This window comes from Saccharopolyspora sp. NPDC002578, assembly GCF_053592695.1.
The window spans coordinates 1-23,762 of record NZ_JBSFWJ010000082.1; the positions used below are offsets into that span (position 1 = coordinate 1).

Annotated in this window: 18 protein-coding genes; 7 read left to right on the forward strand and 11 right to left on the reverse strand. The window is 71.3% G+C overall.

Translation table 11 applies throughout. The features are described from left to right. The first annotated feature begins 482 nt into the window (after positions 1-482). Both ACWD38_RS26490 and guaA read left to right on the forward strand, forming a co-directional pair. Complete coding sequence (locus tag ACWD38_RS26490) at positions 483-2,198, forward strand: FAD-dependent oxidoreductase (RefSeq protein WP_184483036.1); 1,716 nt, start codon at positions 483-485, stop codon at positions 2,196-2,198. 184 nt (positions 2,199-2,382) lie between these two features. Continuing rightward, positions 2,383-3,924: a glutamine-hydrolyzing GMP synthase gene (guaA, locus tag ACWD38_RS26495; protein WP_184483033.1), complete on the forward strand. Its 1,542-nt coding sequence runs from the start codon at positions 2,383-2,385 to the stop codon at positions 3,922-3,924. Between the two features lie 242 nt (positions 3,925-4,166). On the opposite strand, the gene ACWD38_RS26500 is transcribed toward guaA, so the two are convergent. From ACWD38_RS26500 to ACWD38_RS26515, 4 genes are all read right to left on the reverse strand, one after another. After that, a complete protein-coding gene (locus ACWD38_RS26500; protein WP_343071591.1) occupies positions 4,167-5,087 on the reverse strand; it encodes a glycoside hydrolase family 16 protein in 921 nt (306 codons plus the stop codon). A gap of 299 nt (positions 5,088-5,386) precedes the next feature. Further along, positions 5,387-6,409 (reverse strand): LacI family DNA-binding transcriptional regulator, encoded by a 1,023-nt coding sequence (locus ACWD38_RS26505; RefSeq protein ID WP_184483029.1) that lies wholly within the window; start codon positions 6,407-6,409, stop codon positions 5,387-5,389. A 306-nt stretch (positions 6,410-6,715) separates the two neighbouring features. Next, the gene (locus ACWD38_RS26510; protein WP_184483025.1) at positions 6,716-6,922 is read right to left on the reverse strand and encodes a hypothetical protein; all 207 of its coding nucleotides are present in this window, start codon (positions 6,920-6,922) and stop codon (positions 6,716-6,718) included. Then, complete coding sequence (locus tag ACWD38_RS26515; RefSeq protein WP_450125151.1) at positions 6,915-8,084, reverse strand: PspC domain-containing protein; 1,170 nt, start codon at positions 8,082-8,084, stop codon at positions 6,915-6,917. Before ACWD38_RS26515 ends, ACWD38_RS26510 begins: the two co-directional genes overlap by 8 nt. A 252-nt stretch (positions 8,085-8,336) precedes the next feature. Between ACWD38_RS26515 and ACWD38_RS26520 the strand changes: the two genes are divergently transcribed. Together ACWD38_RS26520 and ACWD38_RS26525 are read left to right on the forward strand one after the other, a co-directional pair. Continuing rightward, positions 8,337-9,632: a PspC domain-containing protein gene (locus ACWD38_RS26520; protein ID WP_343071729.1), complete on the forward strand. Its 1,296-nt coding sequence runs from the start codon at positions 8,337-8,339 to the stop codon at positions 9,630-9,632. 37 nt (positions 9,633-9,669) lie between these two features. After that, positions 9,670-10,344 carry a response regulator gene (locus ACWD38_RS26525; protein ID WP_184483019.1) on the forward strand — a complete coding sequence of 225 codons (675 nt, stop codon included), beginning with the start codon at positions 9,670-9,672 and terminating at the stop codon, positions 10,342-10,344. 340 nt (positions 10,345-10,684) lie between these two features. Here the strand turns inward: ACWD38_RS26525 and ACWD38_RS26530 are convergent, their stop codons facing one another. Then, positions 10,685-11,638: a DMT family transporter gene (locus ACWD38_RS26530; protein ID WP_450125152.1), complete on the reverse strand. Its 954-nt coding sequence runs from the start codon at positions 11,636-11,638 to the stop codon at positions 10,685-10,687. Between the two features lie 155 nt (positions 11,639-11,793). Between ACWD38_RS26530 and ACWD38_RS26535 the strand changes: the two genes are divergently transcribed. Continuing rightward, entirely contained in the window at positions 11,794-12,690 is an 897-nt protein-coding gene (locus tag ACWD38_RS26535; RefSeq protein ID WP_184483013.1) for a LysR family transcriptional regulator, read from the forward strand. A gap of 2 nt (positions 12,691-12,692) precedes the next feature. Here ACWD38_RS26535 and ACWD38_RS26540 read toward each other — a convergent pair whose 3' ends face one another. The 5 genes from ACWD38_RS26540 to ACWD38_RS26560 form a co-directional block, all read right to left on the reverse strand. Then, positions 12,693-14,255 carry a protein kinase domain-containing protein gene (locus tag ACWD38_RS26540; protein ID WP_184483010.1) on the reverse strand — a complete coding sequence of 521 codons (1,563 nt, stop codon included), beginning with the start codon at positions 14,253-14,255 and terminating at the stop codon, positions 12,693-12,695. 206 nt (positions 14,256-14,461) lie between these two features. Beyond that, entirely contained in the window at positions 14,462-15,928 is a 1,467-nt protein-coding gene (locus tag ACWD38_RS26545) for a protein kinase domain-containing protein (protein WP_184483006.1), read from the reverse strand. A gap of 491 nt (positions 15,929-16,419) precedes the next feature. Next, positions 16,420-17,370: a hypothetical protein gene (locus ACWD38_RS26550; protein ID WP_450125153.1), complete on the reverse strand. Its 951-nt coding sequence runs from the start codon at positions 17,368-17,370 to the stop codon at positions 16,420-16,422. A 214-nt stretch (positions 17,371-17,584) separates the two neighbouring features. Continuing rightward, positions 17,585-18,730 carry a hypothetical protein gene (locus ACWD38_RS26555; RefSeq protein WP_184483001.1) on the reverse strand — a complete coding sequence of 382 codons (1,146 nt, stop codon included), beginning with the start codon at positions 18,728-18,730 and terminating at the stop codon, positions 17,585-17,587. Between the two features lie 205 nt (positions 18,731-18,935). Continuing rightward, on the reverse strand, positions 18,936-19,256 hold the full coding sequence (locus ACWD38_RS26560; RefSeq protein ID WP_184482998.1) for a hypothetical protein: 321 nt from the start codon (positions 19,254-19,256) through the stop codon (positions 18,936-18,938). 160 nt (positions 19,257-19,416) lie between these two features. Here ACWD38_RS26560 and ACWD38_RS26565 point away from each other — a divergent pair, with 160 nt between their 5' ends. Then, positions 19,417-20,208, forward strand: coding sequence for a 3-hydroxybutyrate dehydrogenase (locus ACWD38_RS26565; RefSeq protein WP_184482996.1), 792 nt, complete (start codon positions 19,417-19,419; stop codon positions 20,206-20,208). Between the two features lie 348 nt (positions 20,209-20,556). Here ACWD38_RS26565 and ACWD38_RS26570 read toward each other — a convergent pair whose 3' ends face one another. Continuing rightward, a complete protein-coding gene (locus ACWD38_RS26570; RefSeq protein WP_184482993.1) occupies positions 20,557-20,871 on the reverse strand; it encodes a chorismate mutase in 315 nt (104 codons plus the stop codon). Between the two features lie 307 nt (positions 20,872-21,178). Here ACWD38_RS26570 and ACWD38_RS26575 point away from each other — a divergent pair, with 307 nt between their 5' ends. Beyond that, positions 21,179-23,632: a UvrD-helicase domain-containing protein gene (locus ACWD38_RS26575; RefSeq protein ID WP_450125154.1), complete on the forward strand. Its 2,454-nt coding sequence runs from the start codon at positions 21,179-21,181 to the stop codon at positions 23,630-23,632. The last annotated feature ends 130 nt before the right edge of the window (positions 23,633-23,762 follow it).

Here is a 23,762-nt window from a genome sequence, read left to right on the forward strand (position 1 = left end):
CGAAGGCGCCCCCGCCGTGGCCGTCCCGTTCGGCGAAGAGACCACCATCGAAGACGGGCGGCTGCTGGTGGCCACGAGGGAAAAAGCTGTCCTCGCGAGGAAGCCGCTGAGAACCCGCCGGTGGGCGGCTTTTCGACGTGGGCTATTCGCTTCGCGAATACAGGCACGGCCTTCGGCCGCAAGGCAGGCGTGCTTCGCCGCCCAAGGCACGGCTTCGCCGCACGGCACGGCACGGCCTTCGGCCGCGAGGCAGGCGTGGCTTTGCCCGCCCGAGGCACGGCTTCGCCGCGATGCGCGGGACTGTGGTCGGGGGCGGGCAGGTGTGGGTTCGTTGATCTTGGGTTCGCGGGCTGGTCGGTTCAAGGCTCGTGGTGGCGTTCGTGGGGCAGGTCGTGCGTCTGCTGTGCCGGGGGTGCGATTCCGCCTGGTGGAGTAGTCGAAAACTCTGGCTACCCGCGAGTAATGACGGCTAACGTGTCCGCATGGCTTCCAGCAACGGTGCTCAAGGTCAACGAGGGCCCCACCACTACGACGTCGTTGTGATCGGTTCCGGCTTCGGCGGGAGCGTCGCCGCGCTGCGGCTCACGGAGAAGGGCTACCGGGTGGCCGTGCTGGAGGCCGGGCGGCGCTTCAGCGACGACGAGTTCGCGAAGACCTCCTGGGACCTGCGCCGGTTCCTGTGGGCGCCGCAGATCGGCTGCTACGGCATCCAGCGCATCCACCTGCTGCGGGACTGCCTGATCCTGGCCGGCTCCGGGGTCGGCGGCGGCTCGCTGGTCTACGCGAACACGCTCTACCGGCCGCTGAAGCCGTTCTACAACGACTCGCAGTGGGCGCACATCACCGACTGGGAGTCCGAGCTCTCCCCGCACTACGACCAGGCCAGCCGAATGCTCGGCGTGGTCACGAACCCGACGACCACGCCGTCGGACGTGGTGATGAAGCAGGTCGCCACCGACATGGGCGTCGGCGGCAGCTACCACCCGACCCCGGTGGGCGTGCACTTCGGCAAGCCGGGGGAGACGGTCGCCGACCCGTACTTCGGCGGCGCCGGACCCTCCCGGACCGGCTGCACCGAATGCGGCGCCTGCATGACCGGCTGCCGGGTCGGGGCGAAGAACACCCTGGTCAAGAACTACCTGCACCTCGCGGAGGCCGGTGGCGCCGAGGTGTTCCCGATGACCACCGTGCACCGGCTCGCCGAAGGCGGCGACGGGCGCTGGCGGATCGGGACCCGGCGCACCGGGGCGAAGACCGCCTTCGGCAGCTCGGTGTTCACCGCCGACCAGGTCGTCGTCGCCGCCGGGACCTGGGGCACCCAGAACCTGCTGCACCGAGCGCGGGACCGCGGCGACCTGCCGCGGCTGTCGGCGAAGCTGGGTGAGCTGACTCGCACGAACTCCGAGGCGATCATCGGGGCGCAGGTGCCGCAGGTCGGCGAGCAGAACTACTCCAGCGGGGTCGCGATCACCTCGTCGTTCCACCCCGACGAGGACACCCACATCGAACCCGTCCGCTACGGCAAGGGCAGCAACGCGATGGGCCTGCTGCAGACCTTCCCCACCAAGGGCGGCCAGCCCGATCCGCGCTGGAAGCAGTGGCTGCGGTTCGTGCGCAACGACCCGGTGAAGGCGCTGAAGATGGCGATCGTGCGCAACTGGAGCGAGCGCACGATCATCCTGCTGGTGATGCAGAGCCTGGACAACTCGCTGATCACCCGCGTCAAGCGCGGCCTGTTCGGCTCCCGGCTCACCTCCCGGCAAGGGCACGGGGCGCCCAACCCCAGCTTCATCCCCGCAGGCGAGGAAGCCAACGAGCGGGTCGCCGAGAAGATCGGCGGGATCGCGGGCGGCACCTGGGGCGAACTGGTCGACATGCCGATGACCGCGCACTTCATCGGCGGCTGCGCCATCGGGGAGGACGCCGAGCACGGGGTCGTCGACCCGTACCACCGGGCGTTCGGGCACCCCACGCTGTCGATCGTGGACGGCTCGGCGATCACCGCGAACCTCGGGGTCAACCCGTCGCTGACGATCACCGCGCAGGCGGAGCGGGCGTTCTCGATGTGGCCGAACAAGGGCGAGCCGGACCGGCGCGCCGCGCAGGCCGACGGCTACCGGCGGATGGAGCCGGTCGCCCCGAAGAGCCCGGCGGTGCCCGCCGACGCTCCCGCGGCCCTGCGGCTGCCGCTGGTGTGATCGCGGTGGCGGCCGGACGCGTGAGCTCGGCAGGTGGCGGAGCCGCTGGCCGGGTGGTGCGGGCTAGCTGGGATGATGGGTGCAGCGCACGCATTCGCCTGGAGGTTTCGACGACGTGTCCGGTATCGCCAACAGCCCTGAACAGTCCTCGGCAGCAGGTCCGCCGCGCGAGGGGAAGGGCCCTGTGCTCGTCGTCGACTACGGCGCCCAGTACGCGCAGCTGATCGCCCGCCGCGTCCGCGAGACGCAGATCTACTCCGAGGTCGTGCCGCACGACACTCCCGTCGAGGAGATCGTCCGGCGCGACCCGGCGGCCCTGGTGCTCTCCGGCGGTCCGGCGAGCGTGTACGCCGAGGACGCGCCGCAGGTGGACCCGGCGCTGTTCGACGCGGGGGTGCCGGTGTTCGGCATCTGCTACGGCTTCCAGGCCATGACCGCGGCGCTCGGCGGCACCGTGGAGCACACCGGGACCCGCGAGTACGGGCGCACCGAGCTGGAGATCACCGGTGACGGCGGGACGCTGCACGAGGACCTGCCCGGCCACCACCCGGTGTGGATGAGCCACGGCGACTCCGTCAGCAAGGCGCCCGAGGGCTTCACCGTGACCGCGGGCAGCAAGGACACTCCGGTCGCGGCCTACGAGGACCGGCGGCGCCGGCTCGCGGGCGTGCAGTACCACCCGGAGGTGGCGCACTCCCCGCACGGCCAGGAGGTGCTGCGCCGGTTCCTGCAGGACATCGCGGGCATCAAGCCGCAGTGGACGACGGCGTCGATCGTGGACGACACGGTCGAGGCGATCCGCGTCCAGGTCGGCGACCGGCGGGCCATCTGCGGGTTGTCCGGCGGGGTGGACTCGGCGGTGGCCGGTGCGCTGGTGCAGCGGGCCATCGGCGAGCAGCTCACCTGCGTGTTCGTCGACCACGGGCTGCTGCGCGCGGGCGAGCGGGCGCAGGTGGAGCGGGACTTCGTCGCCGCCACCGGGGTGAAGCTGGTGACGGTGGACGCCGTCGACCAGTTCCTCGACGCGCTGGCCGGGGTCACCGACCCCGAGGAGAAGCGCAAGATCATCGGCCGGGAGTTCATCCGCAGCTTCGAGAAGGCGGCGCGGGACCTGGTCGCCGACGCCGACGGCGACGTGGACTTCCTGGTGCAGGGCACGCTGTACCCGGACGTCGTCGAGTCCGGCGGCGGCACCGGCGCGGCGAACATCAAGAGTCACCACAACGTCGGCGGCCTGCCCGACGACCTGCAGTTCCAGCTGGTGGAGCCGCTGCGGGCGCTGTTCAAGGACGAGGTGCGCCGGGTCGGGCTCGAACTGGGCCTGCCGGAGACGATCGTGCACCGGCAGCCGTTCCCCGGGCCGGGCCTCGGCATCCGGATCATCGGCGAGGTCACCGCGGACCGGCTCACGACGCTGCGCGCGGCCGACGCCATCGCGCGGGAGGAGCTCACCGCGGCCGGGCTGGACCGGGACATCTGGCAGTGCCCGGTGGTGCTGCTCGCCGACGTGCGGTCGGTGGGCGTGCAGGGCGACGGCCGCACCTACGGCCACCCGGTGGTGCTGCGGCCCGTCTCCAGCGAGGACGCGATGACCGCGGACTGGACGCGGCTGCCCTACGACGTGCTGGAGCGCATCTCCACGCGCATCACCAACGAGGTGGCCGAGGTCAACCGGGTCACCCTCGACGTGACGTCGAAGCCGCCGGGCACCATCGAGTGGGAGTGACCCGGCTCCGGAAGTGAGGCGAACGGCCCGCGCGGACATCGCGCGGGCCGTTCTGCGTCCTCGGGTGACATGAGTGAACGGACCGTTCGTCCAAGCAGCTTGGACGAACGGTCCGTTCACTTCAGAAGTTCGGGGGCGTGGCCCGCGGTGCGGCCGGGATCGGACCGGGCACGTACCGGGGCGACGCCTCCACCCGGTTCACGGGCGTCGTGGGCGCGGATCACGACGCACGTGATCGGGAATCACTGTTCGACGCGGACCCAGTCGATCAAGTAGCGGGCATTGCCCGACTTGATCTTGTCGACCGATTCCTGCGGCAGTCCGAAATAGGGTTCGGTCACGCCGTTGACGCCGTTCGGGAACTGTCCGCCGGTGGCGAAGTTCAGAATCATGAACTGCGGGTCGTCGTAGACCCAAGTCCAGCCGTTCTGCTCCATTTCGGCGCGGGTGATCTCGTAGATCTGCTTGTCGTCGACGGAGAAGATGAATCCGTCGGTCGTCCAGTCCACCTTGTAGGTGTGCCAGTCCGCGGGGTCCATGCCCTCGAACTGCTGCTGGCCCGCGATCGGGGTGTCGCCGTGGTACTCGGGACCGTGCAGCGCGACGCTCGTCCACGGCTCGCCGACGCTCTCCATGATGTCGACTTCACCGTTCTGCGGCCAGCCCACCTCGTCCATGTTCGCGCCCAGCGACCACCAGGCGGGCCACAGACCCGGGCTGGTGCCGCCCTCGGGCAGCTTCAGCCGCGCCGAGTAGCTGCCGTGGGTGAACTCGAACTTGTCCTTCGTGTTGACCCGGCCCGACTGGAAGTCGTAGGTGTTCCCGTCGGGAGCCTGGAAGCCGGGGGTGTTGCGCGCGTGCAGGGCCAGCGCACCGTTGGTGGCACCGGTCGACGCGTCGTCGTGCTCGATGTAGATGGTCTCGGGGGAGTCGACGTACGCCTGCTGCTCCTGGTTGACCGTGCCGAAGTTCTCCCCGGTGACCTCGACCTGCCACTTGGAGCGGTCGAGCTCGGCACCGGAGAAGTCGTCGAAGAACACCTCGGCCTTCGGCTGCGCCGCGGGGGCGGCCGGCGCGGGGGTGGCCGAGGCGGTGGCGAACGGGAACAGGCAAAGCGCGGCGAGCGTGCTGCCTGCTGCCGCCTTGAAACCGGTTCGGGACACGAAAATCTCCTTCGCGGGGGGACGTTGAAGGGTGAGAGCGCTCTCAACGGAACAGGCTGCTCACCTGAAACGTTCCGGTAAAGGCTATATCGATGCAGTCCCGGGCTGATTACGCCGATCGGCCGCTATTGGACGGTCATCGGAACCCGGTTGTGCGATTCGGCGAATCGATTATCACCGTTATTGCCAGTATTGGCCGGAAACAATGCCCCGCGCGTCCATTCGAATGCCCGATTCGATGATCTTCTTTCGCCGCTCCCGATGCGGGGAGAACGGAATTCGACCACCCGATCGGACGATCACGCGGAGTCCCGGCGGACGAGCTCCACGGGCAGGATCTCCCGGCCGGGCGCGACCCGCTCGCCCGCGATCAACCGCCGCATCAGCTCCACCATGTGCACCGTGCGCAACGCCGGGTCCTGCCGGATCGTCGTGAGCGGGGGATCGGTGTGCGGCGCGATCGCGGGCTGGTCGTCGAACCCCACGACCGCCACGTCCCGCGGCACCCGTCGACCGGCCGCGCGCAGCGCCCGCAGCGCGCCTTTCGCCATCAGGTCGTTCGCCACGAACACCGCGTCCAGGTCCGGCACCCGGGCCAGCAGCGCGGCCATGGCCCGCTCGCCGCCCTGCTCGGTGAACCCGCCGGGCTCGGCGCGCAGCGCCGTCGCCGCGTCGTCAACCCCGGTCGCCTCCCGCCACCCCTGCAACCGCTCCAGGCCCGCGTACTCGTCCTGCGGGCCCGCGACGGTCACGACGCCGCGCCTGCCCAGCGACAGCAGGTGCTCGGTGGCCTGCCTGCCACCGCCCACGTTGTCGTGGTCCACCAGGTGCAGGCCGTGCTCGGGGATCCACGGCCTGCCGCCGAACACCACCGGCAGCGGCAGCTCCCGCACCGCCTCCGGCAGCGGATCGTCGCGGTGCGGAGCGAGCACCAGCGCGCCGTCCACGTGCCCGGCGGCCAGGTAGCGGGCGATCCGCGCGTGATCGTCCGGCCGGTGCACCATCAGCAGCACCATCTGGCTGTCCCCGGCGGAGAGGTGCTGGGAGACGATGCGGACCGTGGAGGCGAAGAACGGGTCGTCGAAGAACTTGTTCTCCGGTTCCGAGAGCACCAGCGCGACCGCGCCGGTGCGCCGGGTGACCAGCGCGCGGGCCGCGCGGTTGGGCACGTAGCCGAGGTCGCGGACCGCGGCGGCCACCTGGTCGCGCGCCTCGGGGCTCACCCGCGGCGAGTCGTTGATCACCCGGGACACCGTCGCGCGCGACACCCCCGCCCGAGCCGCCACGTCCTCCAGCGTCGGCCGCCCGCCGGGCACGCTCATCCGCTTCCTCCCCCTTCGCCTGCACTGCGGTCGAGGCAGACATCGGATGGCAGCGTAGAGCACCGTTTTTCAACTCGGCCCGCATGGCGGGGCGGGTGGCGGAACCTCAGCGGCCTTCTCGCTGCGGGATCGATTTCTCATGCACGCCGTACACGGCGAAATCGCTGTCCTCGCGAGAAGGCCGCTACGAACCCGCGGCGGTGCCGGTTGCTCTGGCTGGTCACTGCTCAGCGGCCCCGCCGCTGACAAGGCACGGACCAAAACGACGCTCATCTGGCACGACAAGGTCAAAGACAGGCTTTGAGCTCACCGGTCCCGGCGCCGCATCGAGGCGATCAGCAGGAAGATGCCGACCAGGACCGCGGCTCCCGCCAGGGACCACTCGATCCAGAAGTCCTGCGAGCCGCCGAACAACACCGAACCCGACACGGTCAGCGCGAGAGCTCCCGCCACCAGCAGCGGGGTGTCCGGGCGGTGGGCCGAGCTCGTTTCATCGCGGGCGTCATCAGCCACGGCGCACCTCCACGTTGCCGTCGTCGGCGGACAGGTCGAGCGTCAGGTGTCCGCCTCCGGGGCCGTCCACCCCGGGATCGTTGATCTCCAGCTGGTTGTGCTGGCCGCCTGCTTGGCGGTTGCCCAGGCAGTCCACGGCGCCGTTGCTCGTGGTGCACGTCGCGGTCACGTCGAGACCAGGGGGCAGCAGCACCTCCACGCGGCCGTTGCCGACGCTCGCGCCGGTCTCGATCCGCTCGTCCCCGGTGAGCCGCAGCTGCCGCAGGTCCAGGGTGATCCGGCCGTTCGGGATGTGCTCGTAGTACTCCTGCAGCCCGTCCGAGCTGGTCGCCACGATCTGCTGGCTGCGCGGCGGGTTCCACTCCGAGTCCGCCGAGTGCTGATCGTCCTCCACGGCCCCCAGCAGCAGGGCCAGCGCCCCGACGGGCAGCGCGAACGCGATCAGCATCCGGCTGCCGCGCAGGAACGCCCCGGCGAGCATGCCGACGCCCAGCACCCCCAGCGCCACGGCGAACGCGGCGGCCGCGCTGCCGCCCACCGCGAGCACCACGACGAAGGCCACCACGGCCACGCCCACCGCGAGCCAGCCGATCCACGGCCGCTTCGGCTGCGGCGCCTCCGCTTCCTGCGACGGCTCCGGCAGGTCCCACGCGAACGGCGCGGCCCCCAGCGGATCCCAGCTCGGCGGCTCGGTCCGCGGCGGCGAGCTCGGGTAGACCCAGGTGTTCTCGCCGACCGGTGCCGCCGCGGGCGGCGTCGACGCGACGGCGGGAGCCTGCTCGCGCTGGTTGCGGTGCAGCAGGTACAGCCCGCCGATGGCCGCCGCGAACACGAGCCAGCCGTGCGGGTAGAGCATGGCGAGCGCGGTGGGAATGCCGATGACCACCAGCGAGATCAGGCCGAGCACCCGCAGCAACCGGTGCCGCTCCTCGACGGGTGCCGCGTTGGGCAGCGTCCCCCACAGCGCCAGGTACAGGGCCAGGCCGCCGCCACCGGGGATGGTCGCCACCACGAACGCCACCCGCACCAGCACCGGATCGATGCCGTAGCGGTGGCCGATCGCGGCGCACACCCCGGTGAGCCTGCGGCCCTGCCGCGGCCGGGTCGGCCGGGTCTCCCACATCTCGCGCAGGGTGTCGCCGACGCTGTCGTTGCCGTTCATGCCACCCACTATCGAGCCGCCGCGATCGCCGACGCATCGGGGACGCCCCTGAGGGGCGCCCCGAACGCCCTGGGAATTCCCCGATGCAGCTGATCTTGCGCGCGTGTGACCATCACTGGTGTGAGAACCCGGTCCCAGCGCGAACACGAACGCGCGCTCCACCGGTCGCGCACCGCCGCGACCGCCGCTCCGCACGGCCCCGCGCCGTCGGCCCCACCGCACGCTCCGGGTTCCGCGCAGGAAGCGCCGACCGTGCCGTTCGGGCACGTGGTGCACGGGCCGAACTCGGCGCACGGCGTCCGCGAGACCGGCCCGAAGCTGTACCGCCGCCGCGGCGGGCGGCTGGTCTCCGGGGTGTGCAGCGGGATCTCCGACCACCTGGGCGTGTCGGTGCTGAGCGTGCGGGCGACGTTCGCGGTGCTCGCCGCGTTCGGCGGCGCCGGGGTCTTCGCCTACGGACTGCTGTGGATCTTCGTGCCGCAGAGCGCCGGAGCCGAACCCCCGGTCACCGACCGCGAACGCCAGCAAGGGCTCGGGCTGATCATCCTGGGGCTGGGCCTGGCGGTCGCCGTCGGGCTGCTGGGCATCCTGCCCGGCTGGCTCACCGGCCCGCTCGGCGTCGCGCTCGTCGGCGCGGCCGTGGTGTGGCGGGAAGCCGACGAATCGCAGCGGCGGCGCTGGCGGGAAGGCGCCCGCTCCGGCATGGCGGGAGCGGTGCTCGGCGGCGGTGGCGGACGGGCCGCGATGGTGCGGATCATCTCCGGCGCCGCGCTCGTGGTGATCGGCGCGGTGGTGTTCCTGGGAGGCTCGGCCACCGCCAGCGACCTGCAGTTCGCGATGCTGTCCACGATCACCGCGCTGATCGGTGCCGCCGTGCTCACGGTGCCGTGGTGGATGCGGCTGATGCGGGACCTCGACGTGGAGCGCGCCGGTCGCGTCCGCTCGCAGGAACGCGCCGAGATCGCCGCCCACCTGCACGACTCGGTGCTGCAGACGCTGGCGCTGATCCAGAAGCAGGCCGACTCGGAACGCGAAGTCCGCCGGCTGGCCCGCGGGCAGGAACGCGAGCTGCGGACCTGGCTCTACGGCCCCGACGGCTACGGGCGTGCCGACGGCGACCGGCCCGCCGGCCCCGCGCAACCGGGCGACGCGCCACCGCAGACCCTGTCCGCGCAGCTCACGAGGGCCTGCGGCGAAGTGGAGGACGCCTTCGCGATCACCGTGCAGCAGGTGGTCGTCGGCGACTGCGAACTCGACGAGCCGCTCACCGCCGCGCTCGCCGCCGCCAGGGAGGCCGTGGTGAACGCCGCCAAGCACGCCGGGGTCGGCGAGGTCAGCGTCTACGCGGAAGTCGAACCGGACCGGGTGTCGATCTTCGTGCGGGACCGCGGCGCCGGCTTCGACCCGGAACGGGTGTCCGACGATCGGCACGGGCTCGCCGACTCGATCAAGGGGAGGATGGAGCGCAACGGCGGCTCCGTCCGGATCAAGACCGCACCCGGCTCGGGCACCGAAGTGCAGATGGACATGCCCAGGAAGACCAGCTGATGAGCCGACCGCAGCGGTGGTCGACGGAGGAGGACTCATGACCAGCGACGGAACGGACCGGGCCCCGGTTCGCGTGTTCCTCGTCGACGACCACGCGCTGTTCCGCTCCGGCGTGCGCGCCGAACTCGCCACCGCGCCCGACCAGGTCGAAGTCGTGGGCGAAGCCGGTTCCGTCGGGGAGGCCGTCGCGGGCATCGCCCACTACGAGCCGCAGGTCGTGCTGCTCGACGTGCACATGCCCGACGGCGGCGGCGCCGAAGTGCTGCGCCGAGTGCGCGGCGACCACCCCGACGTGGTGTTCCTGGCGCTGTCGGTCTCCGACGCCGCCGAGGACGTCATCGCCGTGATCCGCGGCGGCGCGCGCGGCTACGTCACGAAGACGATCTCCGGGCGGGAACTGGCCGACGCTGTGTGCCAGGTCGCGGCGGGCGACCCGGTCTTCTCGCCGCGGCTCGCCGGGTTCGTGCTCGACGCGTTCTCCCAAGGGCCGAACTCCGCGCCCATCGGAGACCCCGAACTCGACCTGCTCACCCCGCGCGAACGGGACGTGCTGCGGCTGCTCGCGCGCGGCTACGCGTACAAGGAGATCGCGTCGGAGCTGTTCATCTCGGTGAAGACCGTCGAAACCCACGTGTCCAGCGTGCTGCGCAAGACCCAGCTCTCCAACAGGTACGAACTCTCTCGTTGGGCTACGGATCGGCGGTTGGTCTGAGCCTCGTTCGGCTTTGGTGGGCGGTGGGCCCGAGCCGGTCGTTTTGCTTTGTGGTCGGGTGGCGGAACCTCAGCTTCCTTCTCGCTGCGGGATCTTTTTCCCTAGTGGCTCCGCCACGAGGGAAAAAGCTGTCCTCGCGAGAAGGAAGCTGAGAACCCGCGGGTGGTCGGCTTCTTGACGTGGGCTATTCGCTGCGCGAATACAGGCACGGCCTTCGGCCGCAAGGCAGGCTTGCTTCGCAGCCCGACTGCACAGCTTCGCCGCTAGGCACGGCCTTCTGCCGCGGGGTGGGCGGGGTTTGTCCGCTCGCTGCGCGGCCTTCGGCGTGGGTGGTTCGGGGTCACTTCATGGGGTGGTTGGTGGTGAGGTCCGTGAAGACCCGGGCGGCGGGGGGCAGGCGGCGGCGGCTGGGGCGGTTGGTGCGGCGGGTGAGGGCGACGCCTGCGAGGACCAGGGCGATGCCCAGCACGACCCGGGGGCCGATCTGCTCGCCCAGGACCAGGGCGCCCAGCAGCACCGAGACGATCGGCATCAGGTAGGTGACGGTCGCCGCCGCGGTGGGGCCCTCGTCGGCGATCAGGCGGTAGTTCAGCGCGAAACCCACTCCGGTGCCGAACACGCCGAGCACCGCGACCGCCAGCAGCGCGACCAGGTCGAAGCGCACCGGCGGGAGACCGTCCAGCGGCAGCGCGAACGCCGCGATGCCGGTGGCGGCGACGAGCTGCATGCCCGCCGTCGCCAGCGGCACGGGCGCGGGTCCGCCGTCGCGCGACGCGGTCAGGTTCCGGCCGATGTGCACGTAGGCGATGCCGTAGCTGGCCGTCGCGCCGAGGCAGGCCAGCAGCCCGATGCCGCTCGCGGTGGCGTCCCAGGGCGCCATGATCAGCAGCACGCCGCCGAACCCGATGGCCAGGCCCGCCAGCATCCGCGGCGGCACGTCGCGCTGCGTGCCCGCCAGGAAGCCGAACAGGATCGTCCACAGCGGCGTCGTCGCGTTCAGCACCCCGGCCAGCCCGGAATCCACGGTGCGCTCGGCCATGCTGAACAGCACCCACGGCAGCGCGCTCGCGAAGAACCCGGCCACCGCGACGTGCGCCCACAGCCGCCGATCGCCGCGCAACCGGATGCCGCGCAGCGCGCACAGCACCACCAGCACCGCCGCGCCGAGCGCGATGCGGGTGAACGCGACCTGCACCGGTGACAGCGCGGTCAGCGCGAGCTTGATCAGCAGGAAACTGGCTCCCCACAGCAGCGCCAACGCGCCGACCCGCAGGTAGCTCGCCGGATGGTTCATCGTTCGTCCCTTCGTGGGTCCGCCCCGTCCCGCGGACGGTCGGCGGAGCAGTGGTGTGAGCGTGCGGCCGCGAACACCACGATCCGGCGGACGATCGATTAGCACAATCGAAATAAAATGAACGAACACTTCAGATCTGCTGTAGTGTCGGGTCCATGCTCGACGCCCGCCGGATGCAGGTCCTCAGAGCCGTCGTCACCGGCGGCTCGATCAGCAGTGCCGCCACCAACCTCGGCTACACGCCCTCGGCGATCAGCCAGCAGATCACCACGCTGGAACGCGAAGCGGGCACCGCGCTGCTGGAGAAGGTGGGCCGCGGCGTGCGCCCCACCGCGGCCGGGCGGCTGCTGGCCGAACGCGCCACCGAACTCGCCGGGCTGCTCGCCGACGCCGACGCCGACCTCGCCGACCTGCGCGCGGGCCGCACCGGAGTGCTGCGCGTGCGCTACTTCAACACCGCCGGTGTCGGGCTCATCCCGCCCGCAGTGGCGAAGTTCCGCGCGGAGCGGCCCGAGGTGCGGCTCGACCTGAAGATGATCGACGAGGGGATCCTCGGCGAAGTCGCCACCGGCGAAGCCGACCTCGCGGTGATCGTCGTCGGCCGCGACGTGCCGCGAGCGCACGGCGTGCGCGTCGAACACCTCGTGGACGAGCCGTACCACCTGGTGCTGCCGCTCGGGCATCCGCTGTGCGACGAGGAGCGGATCGACCTCGCCCGGCTCGCCGACGAGCCCTTCGTGCTCGGGGACGCCATGCGCGCGGGACCGTGCGCGGAATCGCTGCGGGACGCCTTCGGCGCCGCCGGGTTCACGCCGCGGATCGCGCTGGAGACCGGCGGGGACTACTCGGCGCAGGGCTTCGTCGCCGCCGGGCTGGGCGTCGGCCTGCAACCGCGCCTGGCCACCCGCGTCCTGCACCCGGGCGTCGTCGTCCGCGAAGTGCGCCGACCGGAACCGATCCGCCGCATCCACGTCGCGACGCGCGAAACCGTGGCCGACCAACCGGCCACGCGCTCACTGCTGGCGGCCCTGACCGCCGCCGCCGGAGCCTGAGCTCACATCCGGGAATCGCTGTTGATCAGCGCTTTGCCGTCCCGGGCGACCATGCCGAGCACGTGGCGCTCCTTGCTGGTCTTGCCGTCCTTCTCGAACTGCAGGACCACCAGCACCTTCGACCCCGCGGACTTGGGGCCGGACACGATCTTCACGTCGTCGATCGACTGCCAGAACGCCTTGTAGGTGTCCTTGCCGACCGACTGCAACCCCGGCCCCAGCAGCGACCAGGACTTGTCCAGGTCGTCCGGCACCGAGGAGTAGTACGTCTTCACGACGTCCTCGATCTCGTCCTTCGACGGCTGCTCGTCGTCGTCCTCCTTGCTGGAGGTGGCCGAGCTGGACGTGCTGCTCGTCGTCGGCGAAGCCGAGGACGTCGGCGCGGAGGTCGTCGGCGGCGCCGTCGTCGTCACCGGCTCGGGAGAGGGGGGAGAGGCGATCGGAGTCGGCTGCGACTGCTTGGGCTGATCCGAACCGGAGCCGAACGCGCTCGCGGTCAGCACGCCCACCAGCACCGCGACCAGCAGCGCCGCCGCCCACAGCAGCACCGCCTTGCGCGACGAGGAACCGCCACCGGCCGGTTCGGCCACCGCGGGCTGACCCACCTGGGTCGGGGGATTGCCGGAGCCCGCGGGCACCGGGGCGCCCACCCGGGTCGCCGGGGCCTCCCGCTGCCTGCCCTGCTGCGGCGCCGCGGCCGGGCGTTGCCAGCCGGAGGACGGCGTCGACCCGCCGGGCAGCGGTCGTCCTTCCGCCACCGCGAGCAGCATGCTCCTGGTCTGCGCCATCGTCGGCCGGTCCACCGGGTCCGGCAGCAGCAGCTGCATCAGCGCCGGGGCCAGCGGCCCCGCCTGGCGCGGCGGTTCCACCTGGCCGCGCGCCACCCGGTGCAGCAGGCTGATCGCGTTCTCGTCCGTGCCGAACGGGGGCTCGCCCTCCACCGCCGCGTACAGCGTGGCGCCCAGCGAGAACACGTCGGAGGCGGGAGCCGGGTCGCGGCCCAGCGCCACCTCGGGGGACAGGTAGGCGGGGGTGCCGGCGAGGATGCCGCTCTTGGTCACCGCGACATCGCCTATGGCGCGGGAGATGCCGAAGTCGGTGATCTTCGCGATGCCGTTGTCGCCGAGCAGGATGTTGCCCGGCTTGAGGTCGCGGTGCACGATGCCCGCCATGTGCGCCGCCGCGAGCGCGCCCGCGACCTGCGAACCGATCCGCGCCACGGACTGCGGGGGCAGCACGCCCTGCTCGCTGAGCACGGTCGCCAGGCTCTGCGACGGCAGGTACTCCATGACGAGCACCGGCTGGCCCTCGTCCTCGGCCACGTCGAAGACCACGATGGCGTTCTGGTGCTGCAACCGGGCGGCGATGCGGCCCTCGCGCATCGAGCGCTGGCGCGCCTCCTCGGTCTCCTCATCGGTGTAACCGGGCTGGAGCAGCAGCTGCTTGACCGCAACCGTGCGGTGCAGCCGCTCGTCGACCGCGCGCCACACGATTCCCATGGCGCCGCTGCCGATGCGCTTTTCCAACCGGTAACGGCCCGTGATCAAACGGCCCTCGGCGCTCACAGGTCTCTCCTGATGCTGCAGTGGTGGCGGCTTAGACCGGGCCCCCCGGACCGGCTCGTGCTCATCGGGTTCACGTTACTGGTGCGGTGACTGCCGAACGCACTAGGTCCGGGTGCGCGAACCGACCCGGGCGAAACGCACCGGGCCGGGGACGCGCATCCGCAGATGCCCGTCCCCGGCCCGGAGAACGACCCCACCCGGGCCGGTCAGCCCGGAAGCCGGTACGCGGTGACGTTGCCCGATTGCGGCGAGTTCGTCTCGCTCGCGCCGGTCTCCTGAGTGGAGGTCGGCTGGTCGTCGCTGTCGTCGGACGTCTCGGTCGGCTCCGACTGCGTCGAGGTCGGCTGCTCCGTCGTCGACGGCTGCGACGACGGCTGCGACGACGTCGTGGGGCTGGAGGTCTCCTCCGAGGTGGTCTCCTCCTCGTAGGTCTGGCTCTCCGAGGACGCCGTGGTCTGCGGCGGCGGAACCGGGATCTGCGGTTGCTCGCTGGTCCCGGTCTGGTTGCCGGTCGGCCCCGGGTCGTTGCCGCCGCTGAGGAACGCCGACGTCACCAGCACCGCGACCACGGCCGCCGCGGCCAGCGCGATGCCGGAGATCACCACCGGGCGCTTGCTGCGCCTCGGCCGGTCCTCCAGCGCCACGTCGCTGCGCGGATCCGCACCACCCAGGTACGCGGTGCGCGGATTGGAGTCCTGCGCGCCGTACGGATCCTCGTCGTAGTAGGCGGTGCCGTTGCCGTAGTCGTGCCCGACGACGCTGGTCGGCTGCAGGTCCGGCCTGCTGCCGCCGTGCTCCGGGCTGATCGCGGGCGGGATCGGCGCGGCCATCGTGGGCACCGAGGTGACCGCGTTGCCGTCGGCGACCGCCAGCAGCATCTCCCGGACCTGAGCCATGTCCGGCCGGTCCTCGACGCGCACCTGCATCATCGCCATCAGCGGCTGGGCCATCGCGCCGGACTGCTGCGGCGGTTCGATGCGGCCCGCGGCCACCGAGTGCAGCAGCGCCAGCGTGTTCTCGTTCAAGCCGAACGGCGGCCTGCCCTCGATCGCGGCGTAGAGCGTCGCGCCCAGCGAGAACACGTCGGAGGCACCGGAGGGCTCCTGGCCCATCGCGACGTCCGGCGACAGGTAGGCGGGCGTGCCCGCCAGCATCCCCGTCTTCGTCACCTGCACGTCGCCCTGGGCGCGTGAGATGCCGAAGTCGGTGATCTTCACCGTGCCGTTGTCGCCGAGCAGGATGTTGCCCGGCTTGATGTCGCGGTGCACCACTCCCGCCGCGTGCGCGGCACCGAGCGCGGCTGCCGCCTGAGCACCGATTCGAGCCACCTCCCGAGGCGGCAACGGCCCGTGGTCGGACATCATCGCCGCCAGGCTGGTGGAGGGCAGGTACTCCATGACCAGCACTGGCTGGCCTTCGTCCTCGGCTACGTCGTAGACCGAGATCGCGTGCTGGTGCTGCAGGCGCGCCGCGATGCGGCCTTCCCGCATTGCCCGCTGCCGCGCTTCCTCGGCCTCACCCGGGTCCAATCCGGGCTGCAGCAACAACTGCTTGACCGCGACAGTGCGATGCAGGCGTTCGTCAATGCATTCCCACACCACGCCCATCGCGCCACTGCCGATGCGTCGCTGCACTCGGTAGCGTCCGGCGACCAGGCGACCTTCGTCGCTCACCGACGTCTCCCCGTACTGCTATCGATGCCCGCTCGGCGCGGATTCCACCCGGACACTTCCGGATCGGCACCGCCCCGTCGGGCATCGGCGTTTTGAGCGGACCGGTTCGGCCCTCCGACAAGTAACACGTTCGTTCAGCGCGACCCGGTTCGGCCGGGGGCCGTAACTGGCCGCGGTACGGCAGCCTAGCCGACGCCTTCGCGCCGTAGACCCGAAGTCGTGAGATCGGCGGTACCGATCTCCTGCGGCGTCCTGCGAGCTGCCGTCGTAGGTCTGATCGCTCCTGCCGCCCGAAGTGTTTCCGCAGTCCACACGTGGAGCGCTCGATTCGGCGGCGGAGCGTGCCCGCACCGGCACCGCGCGTGCGGCCGGTGTCCGGTTCGTGCCGGAACGGACCCGGCAGCGGACTCGGCGGCGACGGACGTCGGAACGTCGTTGTCGCATTGTTGTGATTGCCACCTCGACGGTACGCCCGCCGCCGGGAAGCGCCGTCAGCGGGGGAAGTGCTGCAGCGACAGCGTTTCCACTCCGATCCGGTCCGGTCGGCCGGTCGCGCCGAGGCCGAGCCGCTGGCGCAGCACCGATCGCGAGCCGTCCCGGTGCGCGACCTCGACGGTGGCCAGCACCTGGTGCGCGGAGTCCGCGCGCACCCGCAGCGGTCGCACCCGGGTCACGTCCCGCCAAGGGGCGCGGCCGCTGGTGGGCACGTCCGCCAGCAGTCGTCGCTCGGCGAGCTCCGGGGAGCGGTCCAGGCGGCGGTAGAACTCGCGGGCCGCCGCCACCGCGGCGCGTTCGCTGCCCGCCGCCGGGTCGATCAGCGCCGCCGGGTGGGCCGGTCGTTCCGCTTCGACGGCGAGGCCGGGCGCGAACGCCTCCGGCCCAGGGGAGCGCGCGGTGCCGTCGTCGCCGGGCGGAACGCCCCCGGTGAGCGTGGCCGTCGCGACCGCCGCTCCGACCATCAGCGCGGTGCACAGCGTGCCGACCAGGACGCGGGCAGCCGGTGATTCCGGCCGGGTGAAGCTCGGTTCGTCGGTGTCGAGCAGGTCGTTGACGAGCTGCTCGGTGCGGGCCGATTCCTCCGCGCTCAACCGCAGCGGTTGCGGTGCGAACCAGAGCGGTTTCGGCTTGCGCCGCACCAGTTCCGCGACGGTGCCGTAACCCGGGATGGTGGTCCGGTCGGACAGGCTCGGTTCGATGAAGACGGGGCGCAGGACGAGTGGTTCGGTGTCCTTGTCCTTCGCGGTGACGGCGCTCGACTCGTCCGCGGCGCGTTCGGCGTGACATCGGCACTGCTCGTGCCGCCCGGTCCAGCGCCACGGGAGCCACGTCGTCGGCGGGAGCGCGGCGGATTCCGGGGACCGGTCGGTGCGCGTTGCGGTGTCCTGCGGTTCGTCCTGGTCCGTGTGACGGCTTCCCCTCGGGGTGGGGTTTCGGTGCCGCATCTCGGTTCGCCGAGCCTCCTTCGGGTCGAGGCCGACCGAGTGCCAGTCCTGCGTAGCCGGATCGGGTGTCACACGGCGGCTCTGGATGCACTCCTACTCCTCACTGAGCGTGCCCGGGTGGTTCTTAGTGCGACTTCACCTGAAAGGGATTGGGCCCGGCTGGGCGAACGCCTCGAACAGCCCAACCGATCACTCCGGGTAGTAGCTCTGCTGATCAGGTCACGGCGTCGTCGGCGTAGATCCGCGGGTCGTCGCCCGAGGTGAAGCGCAAGCGCCGTTGCTGCTGCGACACCGCGCCGTCGGCCCCGGTGATGCGCAGCGTGGTCACCGTGCTCGACGAGGAGGCGGACACGTCGAGCACCTCGATCGACGCGGCGTCGCGGTACGGAGCGGCGAACGCCGCGAAGCCGCCGTCGTGCAGGCGCCCCGTCGTCATCGCGTACGCCGCTCGGAGGTCGCCGCCGCGCACCGCCGCGAAGTAGTTCCCGGAGCGCGCCGCCACCGTCCGCGGGTCGGTCAGCGTCAGCAGCTCCCCGCGATAGCTGATCGACGGGGACGGCGACGGCACGGTCGACGACTGCTCCGGTGCCGCCGCTCCCGGCGGTTCGGGTGCGGGAGCCGGCGCGGCGGAGGACTCCGGTGCCGCGACGGCGGCCGGTCGCTCCGCGGGGGCTGGTGGCAGGTGCGGGAACGGGGGCGGCAGCGGTGCTCCCGCCGGCCGCGGCGGGTGGCCGGGCGCCGACGTGGGTGACGGCTCGGCGGGCGCGGACGGTCCGGCGATCACGCGTTCCGGGGCGGGAGCGGGGAAGTGCGTCGCGCGCGGCATCCCGGGCAGCTGCAGGCCCTCGATCGACGTGGTCGGCCCCACCAGCGTGGTCGCGACCAGCAGCAGGCCGCCGAACGCGGCACCGGAGGACGCCACCGCGAACCACGCGGCGCGCCGCGACGAGCGCGGGGGCGTGACGGAGGCGGGCACCATGCCGAGGTCGAACTTGTGCAGCCCGCCCACCGGCGTCGTGTCGCTGAACGGGTCCGCACCGGGAAGATCATCGGCGCCCTCGGGGGACGGTTCGGCGGAGCTCACCGGGACGACCGATCTGAGCGCGGGCAGCGCACCGGTGCCGGTGAAGTCGAACGGGTCGTGCCTGCCGGTGTCCGCGGTGCAGGCGCTCACGGCCCGGATCCGGTGGGGTCCCGCGCCCGGAGCGGGCTGCTCGATCAAGCCGCTCCAGCTGATGCTCCGGTCCGCACCGGCCGGATCCTGCGCGGGCCACGACGGGCCGGGGCGATCAGCGGCCGGAGCACCGGCCGACGCCGGCGCGGAGGGCGCCGCCGGACGCGGCACCGCCGAAAGGGTCATGGTCGGGGAGGCTAGGCAGCATCGCCCGTCCCGCGCGTCACACGAGGCGGTGATTGCGGCGAGGATCGCCCGAACGAGCTACGGGCCTTCGCGGATTTCATCTTGCGAAATCGCGGTGGAGCCGATCGAGGTGAGTTCGACTCCGGACGGCGGCCCGCTCCTGGTCGGAGCGGACCGCGCCCGGCGGCGGAACGGTCCGCGCGGCTCAGTAGTCGTTGTTGCGGAACTTCGACTGGCTGGTCTGCAACGCCTTGAGCGACGCCGCGCCACCACCGGCGCCGAGCAGGATCGCGAACACGTCCGCGCCCACGCTCGTCCCGGTGGAGATCAGCAGGGCCAGCAGCGTGACGCCCACCGTCGCGCCCGCGACGGGCAGCCGCTTGCGCGCGAAGTCGACCACGGGCTGACCGCCGGGCCGCTTCTTCGCCGCCGAGGTCAGCATCCCCAAATAAGCGCCGTGCCCGACGGCGGCGACGACCGCCACCAAGGTCACGAGCAATGCGACGATCCCGATGAGTGCACCCATGCCTCCAGTCTGCCCTGTCCCGCTCCCGTCCGGTATGGGTGATTCCCCTGAGGCCCCGCCGGGCAAGTTCGCCGCCGAGCTGGGGTTGTGCCGCAGGCCTCGAAAGCGGTTGTGCCGATCCACTGGATTGAGATCGGCATCACGCATAGGTTCTCAGGCTATGAGTGATCGACCGGCTGGTTCCCCGTCTCCTGGCCTCCCGGACCCGTACTCCCTCGCCGGCAAGCGCGCGGTCGTCACCGGCGCCGCCAGCGGCATCGGCACCGCCGCCGCCCGCCGCCTCGCCGCAGGCGGCGCGACCGTCATCGTCGTCGACCGCGAAGCCGAAGCCGTGCAGCTGATCGCCGAAGAGATCGGCGCCGAAGTCCGCATCGTCGATCTGGAAGACCCGGACGCGGCGGCGCCGCTGGGCGAGCACGCCGACATCGTCGTCAACAACGCCGGCCTGCAACACGTCGCACCCGTGCACCAGTTCCCGCCGGAGACCTTCACCAAACTGGTGAAGGTGATGTTGGAAACCCCGTTCCGCCTGGCCAGAGCGGCCCTGCCCGGGATGTACGAACGCGGCTGGGGCCGCATCGTCAACATCTCCTCCGTGCACGGCCTGCGCGCCTCGCCGTACAAGAGCGCCTACGTGGCCGCCAAGCACGGGCTGGAAGGCCTGTCCAAGACCATCGCCGTCGAAGCGGCCGGGTACGGAGTCACCTCCAACTGCATCTGCCCCGGCTTCGTACGCACCCCGCTGGTCGAGCGCCAAGTGGCCGAGCAGGCCGAACTGCACCGGGTCCCGGAAGAGCAAGTGGTCGAAGACGTCCTGCTGGCCCGGACCCCCGTCAAACGCCTCGTGGAACCCGACGAGGTCGCAGACCTCATCTACTGGCTGTGCGGACCCAACACCGCCTCGGTCACCGGTTCCTCCTTCCCCATGGACGGCGGCTGGACTGCTCACTGAGGTGGGGGTTTCACGGCTCTTTTTGCTTGGGTGGTCGGGTGGCGGAACCTCAGCGTCCTTCTCGCTGCGGGATCTTTTTCCCTAGTGGCTCCGCCACGAGGGAAAAAGCTGTCCTCGCGAGAAGAACGCTGAGAACCCGCTGGTGGGCGGCTTTTGGACGTGGGCTATGTGCTTCGCACATACAGGCACGGCTTCGCCGCAAAGCAGGCTCGCTTCGCCGCCTACTGCACGGCTTCGCCGCGAGGCACGGCCTTCGACCGCGAGGCAGGTTTGCTTCGCGGCCTACGGCACGGGGCAGGCTCAAAGCCTGAATTCGCAGGTCAGGTCGTGTGCGACTTCGCGGTCGGTTCAGCGTCCGAGTCGGCCGCGGCCCAGGCGGAGGAGGATCATGGCGAGTTCGCGGCCCTCCGGGCCGAGTTCGCGGTAGCGGGCGAGCACGTCCATCTCGCGGTTGTAGACGATGCGGGGGCCGCCGTCGGCCATCCTGGCCTCGCCGACCTGCCGGGAGACCTCGGCGCGGCGCTTGATCAGGCGCATGATCTCGGCGTCGAGGTAGTCGATCTCCTCGCGGAAGCCGGAGATGACCTCCGTGGCCGGACGCGCGGCGTCCGCGGGGTCGGTCGGTTCGGGCTGGTGCTGGTCACCGTCCACAGCGGCGTTCATGACTCGTCCTCCGAATCGGCCCCCACCCCGGACCGGACATGTGAAACGCCCCGAGTCCGAGGACTCCGGGGCGTCGTAGTGGTGTGCGCTCACACGGCTACGGGCGTCGGAATCCCGGTCCGCCCGTAAAAAAAGTTCGCGCAAGAGATGCGCTTCCGCGTCAGCACGTCGTCCAGTCTGCCACAACCCGCAACCCGTCGGCCATCAGCCGGGAGGGTGCTCCCGGTAGGTGGGATCATCTCCGGCGCGTCCGGGCGGCCGGGCGCGGGCGGGGGCTGTCGGGGGCTGCCGGTAACGTGGACCGGCGATGAGCACCCTCTTCGATCTTCCGCACGACGGTTCCTCCGAGTCCGGTTCCGGCCCGGCGGGGCACGCGCCGGACGCCCTGCTCGCGGGCCTGAACTCGCAGCAGCGCGACGCCGTGGTGCACTCCGGTTCGCCGCTGCTGATCGTCGCGGGCGCCGGTTCCGGCAAGACCCGGGTGCTCACGAGCCGCATCGCCCACCTGCTGGCGCAAGGCGTGCACCCCGGCCAGATCATGGCGATCACCTTCACCAACAAGGCCGCCGCCGAGATGAAGGAACGCGTCGGCGACCTGGTGGGGCGCCGGGCGAACGCGATGTGGGTCTCCACGTTCCACTCGATGTGCGTGCGGGTGCTGCGCCGCGAGGCGAAGACGCTGGGGCTGTCGTCGAACTTCTCCATCTACGACTCCGACGACTCCAAGCGGCTGATCACGATGATCGGCCGGGAACTGGAGCTCGACTCGAAGCGCTACCCCGCGCGGACCCTCTCGATCCAGGTGTCGAACCTGAAGAACGAGCTCGTCACGCCGGAAGAAGCGGCCGAGCGCGCGGGCAACGACATGGAGCGCAAGGTCGCGCAGGTCTACGCCGCCTACCAGCGCAGGCTCGTCGATTCGCAGGCGATGGACTTCGACGACCTCATCATGCGCACCGTCGACCTGCTGCGGGACCACCCGGACGTCGCCGAGCACTACCGGCGCCGCTTCCGGCACGTCATGGTCGACGAGTACCAGGACACCAACCACGCGCAGTACGCCCTGGTCCGCGAGCTCGTCGGCACCGCGGACACCGAGCTCGGCACCCCGCCCGCCGAGCTGTGCGTCGTCGGCGACGCCGACCAGTCGATCTACGCGTTCCGCGGCGCGACGATCCGCAACATCGAAGAGTTCGAACGGGACTACCCGCAGGCGCGCACGATCCTGCTGGAGCAGAACTACCGCTCCACGCAGACGATCCTGACCGCGGCCAACTCGGTGATCCGCCGCAACCCGAACCGCCGGGACAAGCGGCTGTGGAGCGACGCCGGCGACGGTGCGCCGATCGTCGGCTACGTCGCCGACAACGAGCACGACGAGGCCGCGTTCGTCGCGGGCGAGATCGACCGGCTCGTCGACGACGGCGAAGTCACCTTCAACGACATCGCCGTGTTCTACCGGACCAACAACCAATCCCGGGTCTTCGAAGAGGTCTTCATCCGCCTCGGCCTGCCCTACCGCGTGGTGGGCGGCGTGCGGTTCTACGAGCGCCGCGAAGTCCGGGACGCGCTGGCCTACCTGCGGGTGCTGGACAACCCGGACGACACGGTGAGCCTGCGGCGGATCCTCAACGTGCCCAAGCGCGGCATCGGGGACCGGGCGGAGGCCGTCGTCGCCGCGCACGCCGATCAGCAGCGGATCTCGTTCGCCGCCGCGCTGCGGCTGGCGTCGCAGAACCGGATCCCGGCGCTGGCCACGCGCGCCCAGAAGCAGATCGCCGGATTCGTGGCGCTGCTCGACGAACTCGGCGAAGTGGCCCGCGAATCCGACGTGGCCGAAGTCCTCGACGCCGTGCTGGAACGCACCGGATACCGCGGTGAGCTGGAAGCCAGCGACGACCCGCAGGACGCGACGCGGGTGGAGAACCTGACGGAACTCGTCACGGTCGCCAGGGAATTCACCGAAGCCCGCGCGCCGCAAGCGGGCGAAGTGAACGCCGAGACCACCGACCCCTCCGCGGAAGCCGTGGTCGCGCCGCCGGAACCGGCCGTGGAGGACACCGAGGAACAGGCGCTGGGCCTGCCCGCCGACGACTCGCTGTCCGCGTTCCTGGAACGCGTGTCGCTCGTCGCCGACGCCGACTCGCTGCCCGAATCCGGCGACGGCGTGGTCACCCTCATGACGCTGCACACCGCGAAGGGCCTCGAATTCCCGGTGGTGTTCTCCACCGGCTGGGAAGACGGGATCTTCCCGCACATGCGGGCGCTGAGCGACCCCGCGGAGCTCGCGGAAGAACGCAGGCTCGCCTACGTCGGCATCACCCGCGCCCGGCAGCGGCTGTACCTGTCGCGGGCGCTGATGCGTTCCGCGTGGGGCCAGCCCATGACGAACCCCGCCTCGCGGTTCCTCGGCGAGATCCCCGAAGAACTGCTCGAATGGCGCCGCATCGAACCGGAACGCTCCGCGCCGCAAGTGCGCAGCACGTGGGGCGGGCGCAGCGGCTTCGACCGGGGCGGTTCGGACTCGGCGCAGGCCTCCGTGGCCGCGCGCGGGCTGCGCAGCACCGGAGCGCCCGGCTGGAAGGACACGGTGTCGATCAAGCTCGACGCCGGGGACCGGGTGACGCACGACAAGTACGGCCTGGGCACGGTGCTGGCCACCGAAGGCGAAGGTCCGCGCGCCACGGCCACCATCGACTTCGGCAGCTCGGGCACGGTCCGCCTCATGCTAATCGGCAGCGTTCCGCTTACTAAGCTTTGAGTTCTCTGGGCTCGTTTTGCTTTGGTGGTCGGGTGGCGGAACCTCAGTGGCTTCCTCGCTGCGGGATCTTTTTTCCAAGTGGCTCCGCCACGAGGAAAAAAGCTGTCCTCGCGAGGAAGCCACTGAGAAC

Bases quoted from the DNA above. Each gene is read 5' to 3' on its own strand.
- ACWD38_RS26515 (WP_450125151.1), bottom strand. From the start codon at position 8,084: ATGAACGGCAACGACAGCGTCGGCGACACCCTGCGCGAGATGTGGGAG.
- ACWD38_RS26565 (WP_184482996.1), top strand. From the start codon at position 19,417: ATGAGTGATCGACCGGCTGGTTCCCCGTCTCCTGGCCTCCCGGACCCG.
- ACWD38_RS26560 (WP_184482998.1), bottom strand. From the start codon at position 19,256: ATGGGTGCACTCATCGGGATCGTCGCATTGCTCGTGACCTTGGTGGCG.
- ACWD38_RS26570 (WP_184482993.1), bottom strand. From the start codon at position 20,871: ATGAACGCCGCTGTGGACGGTGACCAGCACCAGCCCGAACCGACCGAC.
- ACWD38_RS26525 (WP_184483019.1), top strand. From the start codon at position 9,670: ATGACCAGCGACGGAACGGACCGGGCCCCGGTTCGCGTGTTCCTCGTC.
- ACWD38_RS26555 (WP_184483001.1), bottom strand. From the start codon at position 18,730: ATGACCCTTTCGGCGGTGCCGCGTCCGGCGGCGCCCTCCGCGCCGGCG.
- ACWD38_RS26490 (WP_184483036.1), top strand. From the start codon at position 483: ATGGCTTCCAGCAACGGTGCTCAAGGTCAACGAGGGCCCCACCACTAC.
- ACWD38_RS26550 (WP_450125153.1), bottom strand. From the start codon at position 17,370: ATGCGGCACCGAAACCCCACCCCGAGGGGAAGCCGTCACACGGACCAG.
- ACWD38_RS26535 (WP_184483013.1), top strand. From the start codon at position 11,794: ATGCTCGACGCCCGCCGGATGCAGGTCCTCAGAGCCGTCGTCACCGGC.
- ACWD38_RS26575 (WP_450125154.1), top strand. From the start codon at position 21,179: ATGAGCACCCTCTTCGATCTTCCGCACGACGGTTCCTCCGAGTCCGGT.
- ACWD38_RS26505 (WP_184483029.1), bottom strand. From the start codon at position 6,409: ATGAGCGTGCCCGGCGGGCGGCCGACGCTGGAGGACGTGGCGGCTCGG.
- ACWD38_RS26530 (WP_450125152.1), bottom strand. From the start codon at position 11,638: ATGAACCATCCGGCGAGCTACCTGCGGGTCGGCGCGTTGGCGCTGCTG.